Raw genomic sequence first — 16,722 nt, 5'->3', positions numbered from 1 at the left:
ACGACCACGCCTGCCGCAACGACGGCGCGGTCGATGCGACAATGGCGGCATGGCTGCTCTCATCTGGTTTCGTACCGATCTACGCGCACAGGACAATCCCGCCTTGGCGGCGGCAATGGAAGCGGGCCCGGCGGTCGCGCTCTTCATGCCGGCTCCGGGACAGTGGCGCATGCATGGCGACGCGCCCGCCAAGATCGACTTCTGGCACCGCAACCTGGAAGACCTGGGCCGGCGCCTGGCCGCATTGAACATTCCGCTGAAATTCCGCGCGGTCGATGACTGGTCGCGTGCGCCAGCCGCCCTGGCGGACTTCTGCCAGCGGCACGATATCCGCGCCGTGCACGCCAATGCCGAATGGGGCGTGAACGAGCGGCGGCGCGACGCCAGCGCCGCCGAGCGCCTGGACCGCAATGGCGTGCAGTGGAACCTGCACCACGGCGGCACGCTGCTGCGGCCCGGCACCGTCACGACCGGCAAAGGCGAGTGCTACAAGGTCTTCACGCCCTATGCCAGGGTATGCCGGGAACGGCTCACGGCCGCCCCGCCCCGGCCGGCACCGACACCCAAGGCGCAGCCGCGCATGCCTGTGCAGCCCGACGCCATCCCGCCGGTGCGGGACTGGCTGGGCGACGCCGCCGGACCCGACGACGCCTTGCGCCGCCTGTGGCCGGCCGGCGAAGACGCCGCCATGCGCCGGCTCGATGATTTCATCGAGACGTCCATCGACCGATACGTGGAAAGCCGAGATCTGCCCGGCGTGGACGGCACCAGCCGCCTCTCGCCCTATCTGGCGGCCGGCGTCATTTCGCCGGGCGCGTGCCTGCGCGCCGCGCTGGCCGCCAATCATGGCGAGATGGACAGCGGACGCGCCGGCATACGCACGTGGATCACCGAACTGCTCTGGCGCGAGTTCTACCAGCACCTGCTCGCCGCCCATCCTCCGCTGTCCATGCATCGCCCCATGCGTCCGGAGACGGACGCGATTGCCTGGCGCGACTCGGATGACGACATGCGCGCCTGGTGCGATGGCCGCACCGGCTTTCCCATCATCGACGCGGCGATGCGGCAGCTCGCCGCCATGGGATGGATGCACAATCGCCTGCGCATGATGACCGCCATGTTCCTGAGCAAGAACCTGCTGCTGGACTGGCGCAAGGGCGAAGCCTGGTTCATGGCCCACCTGATCGACGGCGAACTGGCGTCCAACAACGGCGGCTGGCAATGGAGCGCGTCGACGGGTACCGACGCGGTGCCCTACTTCCGCGTATTCAATCCCGAAACGCAGTCGAAGAAGTTCGATCCGAACGGCCGCTTCCTGCGCCATTGGCTGCCCGAGCTGGCCGGGCTGGACGACCGCGACATCCATTCGCCTTCGGACGCGCAACGGGCCGCCTGCGGCTATCCGGCACGCATCGTGGACCTGCGGGAAAGCCGCATGCGCGCCATCGAGACCTACGCCGCCGCGTCGAAGAAGTCCGCGCGGTAGCAACGACGCGCGCAACCAAGAGCGCAACGACGAGTGGCGCGCCGGCGCCGCGGCGGCCACGCCGTCGCCTTGCCCGCGGCATCACCGATCCTGCGATTCGCCGGTGGCGCGCCGGGGACGCCCTGGCTTGCCTTGCACCGGGATACCCAGGCGCGCGGCGCGGCGCCGCAGGTTGGCCCGATCGACGCCGAGCTCGCGCGCGGCCGCGCTCCAGTTGTGGCCATGGCGCGCCAGGCAGGATTCGATGGCGGCCTGCTCCACCGATTGCAGGATCTGTTGCAGGGACGGCGCCGCGGCATCGGGTCCGCCATCGCGCGTCTGCCCGCCCGCCGCCATCGATACCTGCACGCCGGGCAAGGGCATCAACGCGCCCGGCCAGGCGCCGCCGCGCAAGCCGCCCGGCTGCTCGATGTCCATGTCGTCGGCCGTCACCGTCAGGATGCGCGGGCGCTCGGGCTGGCGCCCCAAGGCCTTGAGCACGCCGCGGCTGACGACGTGCTCCAGCTCCCGCACATTGCCGGGCCAGCCGTAGCCTTGCAGCACCGCATGCGCCTCCGGTTGCAGCCTGACCCCGCCCAGGCCCAGGCGCGCGCGGTTCTCTTCCAGGAAAGTCCCGGCCAGCAGCAGCACGTCGCGGCCGCGTTCGCGCAAGGGCGGAACGCGCAACGGATACACGGTGATCCGATGGTAGAAGTCGGCGCGCATGCGGCGGGCGCGCACCTCTTCGGCCAGGTCGCGATTGGTGGCGGCGATCAGCCGCACGTCCACCAGGTGTTCGCGATCCGATCCGACGCGCTGCAGCTGTCCGCTCTGCAGCACGCGCAGCAGCTTGGCCTGCGCGCTCAGCGGCAGCTCGCCGATTTCGTCCAGGAACAGGGTGCCGCCGTGGGCCAGTTCGAACTTGCCGCGACGGTCCTGCACGGCGCCCGAGAACGCGCCGCGCACGTGGCCGAACAGTTCGCTTTCGATCAGGTTGTCGGGCAAGGCCGCGCAGTTCACGCTGATCATCGGCTTGGCGGCGCGCGGAGAACCGGCGTGCAGGGCCTGCGCCACCAGCTCCTTGCCGACGCCGGTTTCGCCGGTCACGAGCACCGTCAGGTCGCTGGCGGCGACCATCTCCACGTCCTTCATCAGGCGGCGGAACGTGGCGCTCTGTCCGGTCAGGCGCCGCGCCGGCTGGCTCGCGGCCAGCCGATAGCTTTCCGCGCGCTGGCGCTCGTCCTCGACCGTGACGGCCAGTTGTTCGATGCGCGCCGCCACGGTGACGGTGGCCGCCGCCAGTCCGGCGAAGACGTCCAGCACCGCCAGGTCATGCCGCGAAAAGCGTCCGGCCTTCAGCGCGTCCAGCGTCAACAGCCCCCACTTGCGCTGGCCGACGGTGATGGCGCAGCCCATGCAATCGTGCACGTGCAGGTCGCCGCCGTCCTGCACCAGGCCGTCGTAGGGATCGGGCAGATCGCTGTCGGGCGGGAAGCGCATGGCGCCGCCGGCGTGCAGCAAGGCCCGCAGCCGCGGGTGTTGATCGAGGCGGAATCGCCGGCCCATGGCGTCCGGGCTCAGGCCCTGCATGGCCAGCGGGATCAACGCGTCGCCATCCAGGCGCAGCAGGCCGATCGCGTCGCAGGGCAGCAAGGCGCGCAAGGCTTCCAGCAGGCGGCGATAGCGTTCGGCGGGCGCCAGCTCGCGCGCCAGGTCGGACACGAGCGGAATAACGGCGCCCAGCAAGGGGCTAGTGGATCGGATGGATTCCGGCATGCCGCCAGCATATCGCATGGACCTGAATAATGGGTCATTACGACCCTCAATTGTCTTTATGGAGTCTTTAAAACTCTATTTATTACATCTATTCTTGGCTGTTCTCCCAGGGAAAGGAATTGGCATGGGTGTTGCATAGGTGGAGAGCGGCCGCACGGCGGCCGTCCGCCGCCCGCGTGGAAACCATCCGGCGGCCAACCAGGAGTCCATACCATGCTCGATTCGAACCAGCTCGCCATCATCCGCGCCACCGTGCCCTTGCTGGAAACAGGCGGCGAGGCGCTGACCACCCACTTTTACAAGATCATGCTGGCCGAGTATCCCGAGGTTCGCCCCCTGTTCAACCAGGCGCATCAGGCCAGCGGCGCGCAGCCGCGCGCGCTGGCCAATGGCGTGCTGATGTACGCGCGCAATATCGACCGCTTGCAGGCGCTGGCGCCCCTGGCCAGCCAGATCGTCAACAAGCACGTGTCGCTGCAGGTGCTGCCCGAACACTACCCCATCGTCGGAACCTGCCTGCTGCGCGCCATACGCGAAGTGCTGGGCGCCGACGTCGCGACGGACGAGGTGATCGCCGCCTGGGCGGCCGCCTACCAGCAGTTGGCCGATATGCTGATCCAGGCGGAAAGCGCCGTCTACGATGCGCGCGAACAGGAAGCCGGCGGCTGGCGCGGCGCGCGCCCCTTCGTGGTGGCGCGCAAGGTCGCGGAAAGCGCGGAAATCACGTCCTTTCATTTGCGGCCGGCCGATGGCGGCGCATTGCTGGCGCATCGTCCGGGTCAGTACCTGGGACTGCGCCTGAATATCGATGGCCAGGAAATCCGCCGCAACTACTCGTTGTCGCGCGCCTCGGACGGCGATGCGTACCGCATCAGCGTCAAGCGCGAACCGGGCGGCGCGGCGTCGAATTTCCTGCACGACCGCATACGCGAAGGCGACACGCTGGATGTGTACCCGCCTGCCGGCGACTTCGTGCTGGAAGACAACCAGCGGCCCTTGGCGCTGATCAGCGCGGGCGTCGGCGTGACGCCGGTGCTGGCCATGCTGGAAGCGGCCTTGAACAGCGGCGACCGTCCCGTGCATTTCATCCACTACGCGCGCAATGGCGACGTCCATGCGTTCGGCGACTACATCGACCAGCTTGCCGCGCGGCATCCCAGGCTGCGCCACTATGTGTGCTACGAAGATGCCGCGGGCGCGGCGCGCAAGCCGGATGGCGTGGGGCGCGCGCAGGTCGACCAACTGCGGGCATGGCTGCCCGCCACGGACGAGCTGGAAGCCTATTTCGTCGGTCCGAAGCCGTTCATGGCTTTCATGAAGAAGACGCTGGCCGCACTGGGCGTGCCGGACGCGCGCAGCCGTTACGAGTTCTTCGGGCCGGCGGCGGCGCTGTAGGGCGCCGCGGCGGCCGGATCAGGAGCCACTGGCGCAGGCGCAGCCGGCTGGGACGCGGCACGCTCCAGAGCGTGCGGGCTCAGGCGCGGCCGGCTCAGGGGCGGCCCGCGACGCGACAGCCGCGACCGCGCGCGCCCTGCGCTTCCTTGTTCCAGAGCCGCAACAGGGTGCGCGTCTGCTCGCGCACCGTCTCCTTCACAAGCGCCGCCCGCTCCGCAGTGATTTCCTCCCATCCCAATAGCGACAGCGCCCCGCGCTTGGCCGTGTGGAAGATCGCCAACTGCCCATGCAGCGTGAACACGCGCACCATGGTCTTGGGATCGTCCACGTCGGTGCCGCTGATACGCGCGATCAAGGCCACGCAGACGTCGCCCAGGGGCTTGCGCACCCGTTCACGCATGATGTCGGTCGCGATGGGCGGTTCGTGCCCCGCGTGTTCGCGGGCGAAGAACAGCCGCTGGTCCGGGCCGCAGGAGGCGCGCAGCGCGCGGTCGGCCATCTGGTCCTGGATATGTATGAAGGCGTCGATCAGGACCTCCGCATCGGCACCGGCATCCAGCGCCGCCCAGGCCTCATCGATCGCCGGGTCGAAGCCCACGCGCAGGTTGTCGGCAATGTGCTCGGCACAGGCCCGGTAAAGCCCTTCCTTGCTTTCGAAGTAGTACTGCAGCGCTGGCGCGTTGACGCCCGCGTGCGCCGCGATATCGCGCGTGGACGCCCCGTCGAAACCCAATTCGCCGAACCGCTCGATCGCCGCTTCGATGATGCGCAGGCGAGTCTCGTCGCCACGGGCATACCCGCTGCCGGACGGACGCCGGCCGCGCTTGCTGTCGTTCATGTTGGTCTCCGCAGTGTCATCCGCGGTGCGTGGGCCGCCGCCTGCACGGGTGTGTCACGGACAAAATATAGCACTTGATAAATTTCTTCCAAACGATAAAAATATTCCATTCGCTCCAAATTCAACGATCAACGCATCTTCGCTTCTCCTTCCCCGCATCTCATGTCTGCTACCGCCGGATCGCCCACTTTACCCGCTCAGTCCGCCCCGGGCGCGGATCCCGCCAAGCCACGGCCGCGCCGCCGTCGCGGCGTCCTGCTGGGCGTGGGCGCCGTGGCGCTCGTCGCCGCCCTTGCCTGGGGCACGCACTGGTGGCTGGTGGGACGCTTCATCGAAAGCACCGACGACGCCTATCTGCAGGCCGACAGCGTCACCATCGCGCCCAAGGTCAGCGGCTACGTCACGCAGGTCTATGTCGGCGACAACCAGGCCGTTCACGCCGGCGACCCGTTGGTGCGGCTGGACGACCGCCAATACCGCGCCGCGCTCGACCAGGCCCAGGCCACCATCGACGCCCGCCAGGCCGACATCGATCGTGCGCAGGCGGAAATCCGCCAGCAGAACGCCAACGTCGCGCAGGCCGAGGCGCAGGAACGCGTGGCGCGGCTGAACGCCCGACATGCGGACGACGAGGTGCGCCGCTACCGGCCCCTGGCGGCCACCGGCGCGGAAACCACCGAGCGGCTGTCCAACCTGGCCAACGAACGCGACCAGGCGGCCGCCACGCTGGCGGCCAACCAGGCCGCCGTGCAGGCTGCCCAGGCGCAGATCGCCGTCAGCACCGCGCAGATATCCCAGGCCCGCGCGCAACTGGAAGCCGCGCAGGCCAGCGCCCGCCAGGCCAGTCTGGATCTGCAGGACACCGTGGTGCGCGCGACCCTGTCGGGAAATGTCGGCGACCGCAGCGTGCGCGTCGGCCAGTATGTCCAGCCCGGCACGCGCATGATGACCGTGGTGCCCGTGCAGGACGTCTACCTGCAAGCGAATTTCAAGGAAACGCAGATCGGCCGGATGCGGGCGGGCCAGGCGGTGACGCTGCATGTCGACGCCCTGCCCGACCAGGAACTGCGCGGCGTGGTCGAGAGCTTCGCCCCCCGGGACGGGTGCGCAGTTCGCCTTGCTGCCGCCGGAGAACGCGACGGGCAACTTCACCAAGATCGTCCAGCGCGTGCCTGTACGCATCCGCGTGGATGCGGACGCGGATACGCGCAGGCTGCTGGTGCCCGGCCTGTCGGTGACGGCCGACGTCGATACCCGCGCGGACAGCGCGGGCCAGAACGACGCCGGCCAGGCGCGGCAACATGGCTGACGCGACGCAACCGTCCGGCGCCGCCGAACCGCGCGCCACGGCGGCGGACTGGGTGGCCGTGGCCGGCGGCGCGCTGGGGGCCTTGATGGCGACGCTGGACATCTCCATCACCAACTCGGCCCTGCCGCAGATACAGGGATCCATCGGCGCGACCGGCACCGAAGGCACGTGGATATCCACCGGCTACCTGATGTCGGAAATCGTCATGATCCCGCTGGCGGCCTGGCTGACGCGCGTCTTCGGCCTGCGCAATTTCCTGCTGGGCAATGCCGTGCTGTTCGCCCTGTTCTCGGTCATGTGCGGCCTGTCGCACAGCCTGCCGCAGATGGTCGCGGGGCGTCTCGGCCAGGGCTTCACCGGCGGCGCGATGATCCCCACCGCGCAGACCATCATCCGTACCCGCCTGCCGCGTTCGCAGATGCCGGCGGGCATGACGCTGTTCGGCCTGATCGTGCTGCTGGGTCCGCTGCTCGGCCCCGTGGTGGGCGGCTGGCTCGCCGAAAACATCAGTTGGTCCTGGTGCTTCCTGGTGAACCTGCCGGTCTGCGTCGCCCTGGTGGTCCTGCTGCTGGGCGGCCTGCCCGCCGAGCGCCCGCGCTGGCCGGAATTCTTCAAGGCCGACTGGCTGGGCATCGTCGGCCTGGCCATCGGCCTGAGCAGCCTGACGGTGGTCCTGGAAGAAGGCCAGCGCGAGCGCTGGTTCGACTCCAACATGATCGTCACGCTGACCATCGTGACCCTGGTCGGCTTCGTGCTGATCGGCGTGTCGCAGCTGACGGCCGCCAAGCCCATCCTGCGCCTGAGCCTGCTGCGCAATCCGCACTATGCCAGCGTGATCATCATCGTGGTGGCGATCGGCGCCGGGCTGTATGGGGTCGCCTATCTGGTGCCGCAGTTCCTGAGCCTGATCGCGGGCTACAACGCGGAGCAGTCCGGCGGAGTCATGCTGCTGGCGGGGCTGCCTTCCTTCCTGATGCTGCCCCTGCTGCCCCGGCTGCTGGCCAAGGTCGACTTTCGCATCCTGGTCATCGCCGGGCTGCTCATGTTCACCGGCAGTTGCCTGATGGACATCGGCCTGACGGCGCAGAGCGTGGGCCACGACTTCTACGGTTCGCAACTGCTGCGCGGCATCGCGCAGGTGCTGGCGATGTTCCCGCTGAACCAGGCGTCGATGGCGGCGGTTTCCCGCGAGGAATCCGGCGAAGCCGCCGGGCTGTACAACATGGCCCGCAATCTGGGCGGTTCGGTGGGACTGGCCCTGATCGGCATCGTCATCGATCGCCGCAACACCTTCCATGACCATATCCTGCGCGAATCGCTGACCGCCAATTCGGTGCTGGGCCAGGACCGCATCGCCGCCAACACGGCCAACTGGTTCACGCAGACCGGCGATATGGCGTATTCGCATATGCGGGCCCTGGGCCAGCTTGCCGCGCAGATCCAGCAGCAGGCCGCCGTCATGACCTATTCCGAAACCTTTTTCCTGCTGGCGCTGGCCCTGTTGGCCTGCGTGCCGCTGGCCTTGCTGCTGCGTACGCCGCGCGGGCCCGGTACGCCCGGCGCCGGCCATTGAACCTATGTCGAAGCACGACGCCATGCAATCAGAAACGCGGACCCATCGGGCGCTGGCCAGCGCCGTCGTTACCAGGCTGGCGCTGGCCAGCGCCGTCCTGGCCGGGCTGACGCTCGCCGGCTGCACCGTCGGCCCTGACTACCGCGGCGCGCCCGACGCCGCGCCGGATGCGCTTACCCAGACGGCTTTCGTGCGCGCGCCGCGCGACGCGGTAAAGACCGGTCCGGCGCCCAGCACATGGTGGCTGGCGCTGAACGATCCGCAATTGAATGCCCTGGTCGAGCAGGCCCTGGCGCACAACCCCGACGTGCATGCCGCGCAAGCCCGCCTCAGGGCGTCGCGCGCCCAGCTGCAGCAGGCGACGGCCAACGGCATGCCCACGGTCAGCGCATTGGGCGCGGCGGTGCGCACCCGCGCGCCCGATACGTCGGCATTGACGCAGGGATCGCAGGGCGGCGGCGGTTCGGACAACGGTTCCGGCGGTTCGTCCGGGCGGGGCCCGGTCCAGTTCTATACCGCGGGCTTCGATGCCTCATGGGAACTGGACCTGTTCGGCGGCACCCGGCGCGCCGTCGAGGCCGCGTCCGCCGAGGCCGACGCCGTCCAGGCGGATCTTGCCGACACCCAGGTATCGCTGGCGGCCGAAGTCGCGCAGGCCTACATCAGCCTGCGCGACCAGCAGCAACGGCTGGCACTGGCGCGCGACTCCGCCGACCTGCAGCAGCGCATGCTGGACTTGACGGAACAGCGGCGCGCGCGCGGCACGGCGGCCGACGTCGACGTCCAGCGCCTGTCCACCCAGGTGTCGACGACCCGCGCGACGCTAGTGCCGCTGGAGGCCCAGATCGATGAATCGCTCGACCGTCTCGCGGTGCTGACCGGCCGCGAGCCCGGCGCCCTCGACCAGGAACTGACCGCCCGCGCCCCGCTGCCCGCCCTGCCCGACCGCGTGACGGTCAGCGATCCCGCCGCGATGCTGCGGCAGCGCCCCGACATCCGCGGCGCCGAACGGCGACTGGCGTCGGCGAACGCCCAGATCGGCGAACACGTGGCCGACCTGTTCCCCAAGGTGACCCTGTTCGGGGACATCAGCTTCAGCGCCACGACGCTGGGCCACCTGGCGCGCAAGGAAAACTTCAGCTGGGTGGGCGTGCCCTACCTGCAATGGAACATCCTGGACTTCGGCCGCACGCAAGGCGCCATCCATGCCGCCGAAGCGTCGCGCGACGAAGCCGAAGCGCGCTACGCCCATACGGTGCTGGCCGCGCTGCAGGACGCGAACACCGCGCTGTCGCGCTATGGCCACCAGCGCGAACATCTGGTGCGGCTGCGCCAGGTGCAGGACTACGCGCAGCGTTCGGCCGACCTGACGCGCCAGCGCTACGGCGCCGGCGTGGCCACGCTGATCGACCTGCTGGATACCGAACGCACCGAGTTCGCCGCGCAGCAGGATGTGGTGGCCGGCCAGGCGGAGCTGCTGCAGGACTACGTATCGTTGCAGAAAAGCCTCGGGCTGGGTTGGCAGGCGGGTTGAGGCACGCGGTTGATGCACGGTCCTCGGCTCGCGTAGTATCGCAAGGCTCGGTGCCCGGCCTCCGCCACATAGGCGCGGCCTGAAAAGCACCGCGTTGCCACGGACCGACAATGACGCTTTCTTTCCACCGCGCGCTGGGCCGCATCTGCATCGCCACCGCTCTGCTCTGGCTGGCCGGCTGCGCCACCAGGCCGACCGGGACGGCTCCCACCAACCCCGACCAGATCCGCGCGGAAGTGACCCATCGCCTGCCGGCGGGCGTCAACGACGCCGCGGGCTGGGCGCGCGATATCCAGGTGGCCCTGACCGTGCAGGACATTCCCGCCACGCCCGCCAACCAGTGCGCCATCATCGCCGTCATCGGCCAGGAATCCAGCTTCCGAGCCGATCCCGCCGTGCCGGGCCTGCCGAAGATCGCGCGCGGGGAAATCAACCGGCGCGCCGCCGGCTTGCATATCCCGGACATGCTGCTCAATGCCGCCCTGGGCCTGACCTCGCCCAACGGCAAGACCTACAGCCAGCGCCTGGACAGCGTGCGCACCGAGCGCGACCTGAGCGAGATGTACGAGGACTTCATCGGCATGGTGCCCATGGGCCGCCAGCTGTTCGGCGGCCTGAACCCGGTGCACACGGCCGGCCCCATGCAGGTCAGCGTCGACTTCGCCCAGGCCCACGCGCAGGGCTATCCCTATCCGCTGGACCAGGGCGTACGCAAGGAAGTCTTCACCCGCCGTGGCGGCGTCTACTTCGGCACGCTGCATCTGCTGGGCTATCCGGCGAACTACGACGCCATGGTCTATCGTTTCGCCGACTACAACGCCGGCTGGTACGCCAGCCGCAACGCGGCCTTCCAGAACGCGGTCAGCCGCGCCACGGGCATCGCGCTGGCGCTGGACGGCGACGTGCTGCGCGAGAATTCCGTCGAACCCGGCGAAACCGAGCGCGCCCTTCGCGCGCTGCGCGGCCGCCTGGACATGAGCGAAGACGCGATCCGCCGCGACCTGCGCGCGGGCGACCGCCAGGACTTCGAAAAAACCCTGCTGTACCGGCGCGTGTTCGACATCGCCGATAAGTCGGCGGGCGCCCCGCTGCCGCGCGCGGTGCTGCCGCGCATCACCTTGCAGAGCCCGAAGATCACGCGCCAGCTGACCACCGCGTGGTTCGCCGAGCGCGTCAATACGCGCTGGAAGGATTGCATGGCGCGCGACGCCTGATCCACGCGGCAGTTTCGGCATCGCGTGGCGGAACACTGGCCGCCGCCCCGCCCCGAGCGCGCGCGGGATCGCTCCCGGTATTGACTGTATCGACGCATCACTCCGGCAAGCCCGCCCTGCGCAGGCCGTCCGCAAGCATCCGCAGATCGTCGGTCCGGTGTATCGGCAGCCAGCCGGTCAGGTTGGAAATACGCAGCGCCGGACCGGCCAGCCGCAGTTGCTCCAGATCCCGACGCGCCGCGGCATCCTGGCCCAGCCACGCGCGGCCCGCGGCCATCACGGCCAGCGCCAGCATGAAGCCGGACAGCTCGCGCAGGGCTTTTTCCGCCCACGCCACGGCTTCTTCGTGACGGCCGGCGAACAGGTGGGCGATGGCCGTGCCGGCCTGCATGCGATACGTCTCGGGGTCCAGCGGACTCAGCCGCATGGCGCGCGTGAAGGCGGCGATGGCGTCGTCGGTATGGCCGCGCCACAGGCGCAGATACGCGCCCAGGAACCAGGCCGACGCCAGGTTGGGATTCAGGACCAGTGCCCGGTCTATCAGGGCGATGCCGCCGTCCAGGTCGCCGGCCAGATGCGCCAGCGCGTGGCCGGCTCGCGTCAGGGCCACCGCGTCGCCCTTGCCCAGTTCGACGGCGCGGCGGGCCAGCCGCACGCCCTCCGCCACGTCGCGCGCCGGGTCCGGCATCCAGCCGTTGACCTTGCGCCAGCAATGGCACCAGGCCGCCATGGCGTGGGCCGAGGCGAAGCCGGCGTCCGCATCCAGGGCCTGCTGGAACAGGCCCAGCGCCTGGGCGATGGTGTCGCGCGTTCCCCGATGCAGCATGGCCATGCCGCGCAGGTAATAGTCGTAGGCATCCAGGCTGCCGGTGGGCTTGTGCGAGGCCCGCTCGATCTCGACCTGTTCCAGTTGCGGCGCCAACGCGCCCACCACGCTGGCGCTGATGTCGTCGTACAGGGCGAAGATATCGTCCAGCACGCCCTCGAAGCGCCCCGCCCAATGGTGCGCGCCGGTCGCGGCGTCCACCAGTTGCCCGGTGATGCGTACGCGGGCCCCGGCGCGACGGAAGCTGCCTTCCAGCACATAGCGCACGCCAAGCTCGCGGCCGACCTGCTTGACGTCCACCGCGCGGGCCTTGTAGGTGAAGCTGGAATTGCGCGAGACCACGAACAGCCATCGATGCCGCGACAAGGCGGCGATGATGTCTTCCACGACACCGTCGGCCAGGTATTCCTGGTCGGCCTGGCCGCTCAGGTTCACGAACGGGAGCACCGCGATGGACGGCCGGTCGGGCAAGGCGGGAGTTTGCGGCGCGGTGGGCGGCGCGACCGGCGCCACGCCGACGGCGCCGGCATCCACCAATGGCGCGGCGGGCGTCATGCCCGCGTCGCGCACGTCGGCGACGAAACGGAATCCCTTGCGCGGGACGGTCTTGATCACCCGTTGCAGCTGACCGCTGTCGCCCACGGCCTTGCGCGCCGCGTTGATGTGGCTGGCCAGCGTCGATTCCGACACGACGCGTCCGCCCCAGACCACGTCCAGCAAGTCATCGCGCGTGACCACCCGCTGGCAGTTCCGCGCCAGGTAAACCAGCAGATCGAAAACCTGCGGCGTGGTGGCAACCACCCGGGATGCACGGTGAAGCTCCCGCCGGTCGATATCCAGCATGCAATCCTCGAACGCCAGCGGCATCCAGTCTCCTTTCCAAGGGAAATCCAAGGTTTCGGCAAAGTATTCCACAGCGGCCCCGCGCATAGTTCATACAACGGTCGCCATATCGACGGCCGAACAACCACGGAGTCGCCACACCATGAAAATCGTCGTTATCGGGGCCAGCGGATTGATCGGGTCCAATGTCGTCAAGCGCCTGCGGCTGCAGGGCCACGAGGTGGGGGCCGCGTCGCTCAGCACCGGGGTGAACCTGTTGACCGGCGCCGGCATCGCCGCCGCGATCCAGGGCGCGGACACCGTGGTGGACGTCTCCAACTCGCCGTCCTTCGAGGACCAGGCCGTCATGGCCTTCTTCCAGACGGCCGGCCGCAACCTGCTCGCCGCGGAAGCGGACGCCGGCGTCCGGCATCACGTCGCCCTGTCGGTGGTGGGCGCGGATCGCCTGCCCGATAACGGCTACATGCGCGCCAAGGTGGCGCAGGAAGCCTTGATCAAGGACTCGGGCATCCCCTACACCATCCTGCGCTCCACCCAGTTCTTCGAATTCGTCGACGGCATCATCAAGTCCAGCGGGGGCGACGACGCCGTGCACCTGTCGCCCGCCCTGCTGCAACCGGTGGCGTCCGACGACACCTCGGCGCGGCTGGCCGAAGTCGCCGTGCTGCCGCCGGCCAACGGCATGCTGGAAGTTGCCGGCCCCGACCTGATCCCGCTGGACGAACTCGCCCGCCAATACCTCGCGGCGCGGCATGACGCCACGCCGCAGATCGTCGCCGACGTGCGCGCCCGCTATTTCGGCTCGGTGCTGGACGACCGCTCGCTGACCGCCGGCAAGGACGCCCACATCGGCGCCACCCGCTACCAGGACTGGCTGGCCGGCGTCGCGGGCCGGGCATGATCAAGGAGCGCACCATGACATATGCCAGACTCCCCGCCGCGCTGCTGCTCTGCGCCGCCTTTGCGGCGCCCGCCCACGCGCGGCACCCGGCCCACGCCGCGACCGATACGGCGCCCATGGCGCCCATGGCGCAGGTCACCGAACTGATGGGCAAGGCCCTGGCCGACTACCCTGGCAAGGAGGCCGTGCTGATCCAGGTCGACTATCCGCCCGGCGCGGTGGACCCGGTGCACCGCCATGACGCCCACGCCTTCGTCTATGTACTTGAGGGCTCGATCGTCATGGGCCTGGAAGGCGGCACGCCGGTCACTCTTGGCCCCGGAGAAACCTTCTACGAAGGTCCGACGGACGTGCATACCATCGGGCGCAATGCCAGCGCGACGCAGCCGGCCAGATTCATCGTGCTGCTGCTGAAGAACAAAGGCGAGCCCATTCTTACGCCCATTCAATAGCCACGCTCGCCCGGGAAAACCCTTCCCCCTTATTCCCGGCAGGGGTATTTCCCCGCGAACAAACTAAGCTGCAGGCATATGCTTAGGGTAATTTCTTAGTTAGCCTTTACCCCGGTCATCCCTAGAATGGTGGTGTTGTAGACCTATTTCACGCTCGCTGTGAGCTGCTCACAGCGTGGATGAAGCCCCGCCACCATGCCCGTTTCAGCCCTGCAGGCCGCCCGCCCCGCCGCCGCCCGCTCCGATGTGAGCTCCGGCGACGATGCCTATGCGCGCATCCGGCGCGACGTGCTGTCTTGCCGGCTGGCGCCCGGCGCCTTCGTGACCGAGCCTGAACTGATGCAGGCCTACGGCATCCGCAAGACCAGTTGCCGCATCGCGCTGGTGCGCCTGGCGCAGGAAGGCTTCGTCCGATCCAAGCCACGCAAGGGATACCAGATTTCCCCGATCACGCTGCGCGACGTCGAAGAAGTCTTCACGCTGCGCGTGCAGGTCGAACCGTTGGCGGCGCGCCTGGCCGCGGGACGCGTCGACGTCGAGCAGCTGCGCCGCCTGGAAGCCGCATGCCGCGTCCAGCACCCGGTCCTGCAATTGAGCGACCAGATCGACGCCTTCATGGATGCCAACAAGGCTTTCCACCTGGCCATCGCGGCCGCCTGCGGCAACGACCGCCTTTACAAGCTGCTCAGCCAGTTGATGGACGAGATGTCGCGGCTGGTGGCGCTGGGCTTCGGCGTGCAACGCACCAAGCCGGAAATCAAGCACGACCACAATGCCATGATCGATGCGCTGGCCGAAGGCGACGGCAAGCGAGCGGAGACCATCGCCCGACGCCATATCGAAACCTTCCAGGTCATGACCCTGGAGAAACTCTATGCCAGCCTCACGCAGACCGGGGCGATCATCCCCGTTCCGGCGGGGCTGAACGGGAGCGGACGATGAGTGGCAATGCCTTGGATGTACGGCACCTGTCCAAGCACTTCGGCGCGCTGGAAGTCCTGCGCGATATTTCCTTCAGCGTCGGCCAGGGCGAGATCGTCGCCCTGCTCGGCCCTTCCGGCTGCGGCAAGAGCACGCTGCTGAACATGGTCGCGGGCCTGGAGCCCTACGATGGCGGCGACATCCTGCTGGGCGGCCAGCCGCAGGCGTCCTATCGCGAATGGCGGCGCATGGCCTACCTGTTCCAGGAAGACCGCCTGCTGCCCTGGCGCAGCGTGCGCGACAACGTCGGCTTCGGCCTGGAAGCGACCAATGTCGCCAAGGCCGAGCGGCATCGCCGGGCCGACGCGGTGCTGGACCTGGTCGGCCTGGCGGGATTCGCCGACGCCTGGCCGCACCAGCTGTCCGGCGGCATGCGCAGCCGCGTCGCGCTGGCACGCAGCCTGGTGGTGGAGCCCAACGTCCTGCTGATGGACGAACCGTTTTCCAAGCTGGACCCGCAGACGCGCACCCAGATGCACCACGAAGTGCTGCGCATCCATGGCATCAAGAACATGACCGTGCTGTTCGTCACGCACGACGTCGAAGAGGCCGTGATCCTGGCGGACCGCATCGTGCTGATGGCGCCGCGGCCGGGCCGCATCCGCGAGATCGACCCCGTCATGCTGGCGCGCCCGCGTCACCCCACGGATCGCGACGTCGCCGAACAGACGCGCCAATTGCGCATGAAGGTGCAGGAATGAGCGACGGGATCAACGGCAGTACCGACAGCACCGCCGTGCGCGGCGTCGCCGCCGGCAAAGGCCTGGGTGCGAGCGCGACGGACATCGGCGCGTCCACGATCAGCCTGTCGCGCACCCAGGCATCGGACAGGCCCTGGCGCCGCCTGGGCTGGCTGTTCGCGCAGCGCGCCGCGCTGGCCATCGTATTCCTGCTGCTGTGGACGATGGCCGCCTCGCACGTGCCCGCTTTCGTGCTGCCGGGTCCGGAAAAGGTCTTGCAGGCGCTGGTCAACCTGGCGCAGTCCGCGACCTTCACGCACGACGTGCTGACCACGCTCACGCGCATCGTCATCGGCTTCGCGCTGGCCACCGTGGTGGGCACGCCGCTGGGGCTGGCATTGGGCTCCAGCCGCGTGCTGGCGACCTTTTTCGATCCCCTGCTGGCCGTCATGAATACCGTGTCGTCGGCGATCTGGGCGGTCTTCGCCATCATCTGGTTCGGCATCTCCAACGCCACCACCATTTTCGTGGTGTTCATGACGGCCATGCCGCTGATTCTCACCAATGTCTGGCAAGGCTCGCAGAACGTCGATAAGCTGCACGTGGACCTGGCGCGCAGCTTCCGCATGTCGCGGGCACAGATCCTGCGGAAAATCTATCTGCCCACCATCCTGCCCTACTTCTTTTCGGGCGCCAGGCTGGCCTTTGGTTTCGGCTGGCGGGTGTCGCTGGTGGCCGAAACGCTGGGCTCCTCCGACGGCATCGGTTATCGCCTGCGCCAGGCGGCCGATCTGGTGCAGACCGATCAGGTCTTCGCCTGGACATTGCTGCTGGTGGTGCTGATGCTGATCTTCGAAGGCGGCTTGCTCAAGCCGCTGGAACGCCGGCTCTTCCGCTGGAAGCCGCTCTGACGAGTTGCCCACGCCCCATTCACC

The 16,722-nt window shown here is 68.7% G+C and carries 13 protein-coding genes and 1 pseudogene; 11 read left to right on the top strand and 3 right to left on the bottom strand.

What is annotated here, in order from left to right:
• The first annotated feature begins 49 nt into the window (after positions 1–49).
• On the top strand, positions 50–1,486 hold the full coding sequence (phrB, locus tag CAL26_RS12885; protein WP_094847311.1) for a deoxyribodipyrimidine photo-lyase: 1,437 nt from the start codon (positions 50–52) through the stop codon (positions 1,484–1,486).
• Positions 1,487–1,567: 81 nt separating this feature from the next.
• Here the strand turns inward: phrB and norR are convergent, their stop codons facing one another.
• Entirely contained in the window at positions 1,568–3,241 is a 1,674-nt protein-coding gene (gene norR / locus CAL26_RS12880; protein WP_094847310.1) for a nitric oxide reductase transcriptional regulator NorR, read from the bottom strand.
• 213 nt (positions 3,242–3,454) lie between these two features.
• Between norR and hmpA the strand changes: the two genes are divergently transcribed.
• Entirely contained in the window at positions 3,455–4,636 is a 1,182-nt protein-coding gene (hmpA, locus tag CAL26_RS12875; protein WP_094847309.1) for an NO-inducible flavohemoprotein, read from the top strand.
• 94 nt (positions 4,637–4,730) lie between these two features.
• On the opposite strand, the gene CAL26_RS12870 is transcribed toward hmpA, so the two are convergent.
• A complete protein-coding gene (locus CAL26_RS12870) occupies positions 4,731–5,474 on the bottom strand; it encodes a CerR family C-terminal domain-containing protein (protein ID WP_094847308.1) in 744 nt (247 codons plus the stop codon).
• A 162-nt stretch (positions 5,475–5,636) separates the two neighbouring features.
• On the opposite strand from CAL26_RS12870, the pseudogene CAL26_RS12865 reads away from it, so the two are divergent.
• The 4 genes and pseudogenes from CAL26_RS12865 (at position 5,637) to CAL26_RS12850 (ending at position 11,104) form a co-directional block, all read left to right on the top strand.
• Positions 5,637–6,783, top strand: a pseudogene (locus CAL26_RS12865) (HlyD family secretion protein).
• Positions 6,776–8,356 carry an MDR family MFS transporter gene (locus CAL26_RS12860; RefSeq protein ID WP_094847307.1) on the top strand — a complete coding sequence of 527 codons (1,581 nt, stop codon included), beginning with the start codon at positions 6,776–6,778 and terminating at the stop codon, positions 8,354–8,356. Before CAL26_RS12865 ends, CAL26_RS12860 begins: the two are co-directional and overlap by 8 nt.
• A gap of 22 nt (positions 8,357–8,378) precedes the next feature.
• Complete coding sequence (locus CAL26_RS12855; protein ID WP_094849846.1) at positions 8,379–9,890, top strand: efflux transporter outer membrane subunit; 1,512 nt, start codon at positions 8,379–8,381, stop codon at positions 9,888–9,890.
• Positions 9,891–10,000: 110 nt separating this feature from the next.
• A complete protein-coding gene (locus CAL26_RS12850; RefSeq protein ID WP_094847306.1) occupies positions 10,001–11,104 on the top strand; it encodes a DUF1615 domain-containing protein in 1,104 nt (367 codons plus the stop codon).
• Between the two features lie 97 nt (positions 11,105–11,201).
• Here CAL26_RS12850 and CAL26_RS12845 read toward each other — a convergent pair whose 3' ends face one another.
• Positions 11,202–12,797, bottom strand: a complete 1,596-nt coding sequence (locus CAL26_RS12845) for a winged helix-turn-helix domain-containing tetratricopeptide repeat protein (RefSeq protein WP_094847305.1) — start codon at positions 12,795–12,797, stop codon at positions 11,202–11,204.
• Between the two features lie 118 nt (positions 12,798–12,915).
• Between CAL26_RS12845 and CAL26_RS12840 the strand changes: the two genes are divergently transcribed.
• From CAL26_RS12840 to CAL26_RS12820, 5 genes are all read left to right on the top strand, one after another.
• Entirely contained in the window at positions 12,916–13,674 is a 759-nt protein-coding gene (locus CAL26_RS12840) for an SDR family oxidoreductase (protein ID WP_094847304.1), read from the top strand.
• A 116-nt stretch (positions 13,675–13,790) separates the two neighbouring features.
• Entirely contained in the window at positions 13,791–14,126 is a 336-nt protein-coding gene (locus tag CAL26_RS12835; RefSeq protein WP_256988625.1) for a cupin domain-containing protein, read from the top strand.
• A gap of 195 nt (positions 14,127–14,321) precedes the next feature.
• On the top strand, positions 14,322–15,068 hold the full coding sequence (locus CAL26_RS12830) for a GntR family transcriptional regulator (RefSeq protein ID WP_094847303.1): 747 nt from the start codon (positions 14,322–14,324) through the stop codon (positions 15,066–15,068).
• Positions 15,065–15,808: an ABC transporter ATP-binding protein gene (locus tag CAL26_RS12825; RefSeq protein ID WP_094847302.1), complete on the top strand. Its 744-nt coding sequence runs from the start codon at positions 15,065–15,067 to the stop codon at positions 15,806–15,808. The genes CAL26_RS12830 and CAL26_RS12825 overlap by 4 nt, the downstream gene beginning before the upstream one ends.
• Positions 15,805–16,698, top strand: coding sequence for an ABC transporter permease (locus CAL26_RS12820; protein ID WP_094847301.1), 894 nt, complete (start codon positions 15,805–15,807; stop codon positions 16,696–16,698). The genes CAL26_RS12825 and CAL26_RS12820 overlap by 4 nt, the downstream gene beginning before the upstream one ends.
• Positions 16,699–16,722 lie beyond the last annotated feature (24 nt).

The organism is Bordetella genomosp. 9 (assembly GCF_002261425.1).
GTDB lineage: Bacteria > Pseudomonadota > Gammaproteobacteria > Burkholderiales > Burkholderiaceae_B > Bordetella_C.
The sequence above is the reverse complement of the archived record's forward strand: the minus strand, read 5'-3'. Positions and strand labels throughout refer to the sequence as shown.

Excerpts from the sequence above, each read along its gene's own strand:
- CAL26_RS12830 (WP_094847303.1), top strand. The coding sequence starts at position 14,322 with ATGCCCGTTTCAGCCCTGCAGGCCGCCCGCCCCGCCGCCGCCCGCTCC.
- CAL26_RS12825 (WP_094847302.1), top strand. The coding sequence starts at position 15,065 with ATGAGTGGCAATGCCTTGGATGTACGGCACCTGTCCAAGCACTTCGGC.
- CAL26_RS12855 (WP_094849846.1), top strand. The coding sequence starts at position 8,379 with ATGCAATCAGAAACGCGGACCCATCGGGCGCTGGCCAGCGCCGTCGTT.
- CAL26_RS12845 (WP_094847305.1), bottom strand. The coding sequence starts at position 12,797 with ATGCCGCTGGCGTTCGAGGATTGCATGCTGGATATCGACCGGCGGGAG.
- CAL26_RS12840 (WP_094847304.1), top strand. The coding sequence starts at position 12,916 with ATGAAAATCGTCGTTATCGGGGCCAGCGGATTGATCGGGTCCAATGTC.
- hmpA (WP_094847309.1), top strand. The coding sequence starts at position 3,455 with ATGCTCGATTCGAACCAGCTCGCCATCATCCGCGCCACCGTGCCCTTG.
- CAL26_RS12835 (WP_256988625.1), top strand. The coding sequence starts at position 13,791 with ATGGCGCCCATGGCGCAGGTCACCGAACTGATGGGCAAGGCCCTGGCC.
- CAL26_RS12820 (WP_094847301.1), top strand. The coding sequence starts at position 15,805 with ATGAGCGACGGGATCAACGGCAGTACCGACAGCACCGCCGTGCGCGGC.
- CAL26_RS12870 (WP_094847308.1), bottom strand. The coding sequence starts at position 5,474 with ATGAACGACAGCAAGCGCGGCCGGCGTCCGTCCGGCAGCGGGTATGCC.
- CAL26_RS12860 (WP_094847307.1), top strand. The coding sequence starts at position 6,776 with ATGGCTGACGCGACGCAACCGTCCGGCGCCGCCGAACCGCGCGCCACG.
- CAL26_RS12850 (WP_094847306.1), top strand. The coding sequence starts at position 10,001 with ATGACGCTTTCTTTCCACCGCGCGCTGGGCCGCATCTGCATCGCCACC.
- norR (WP_094847310.1), bottom strand. The coding sequence starts at position 3,241 with ATGCCGGAATCCATCCGATCCACTAGCCCCTTGCTGGGCGCCGTTATT.
- phrB (WP_094847311.1), top strand. The coding sequence starts at position 50 with ATGGCTGCTCTCATCTGGTTTCGTACCGATCTACGCGCACAGGACAAT.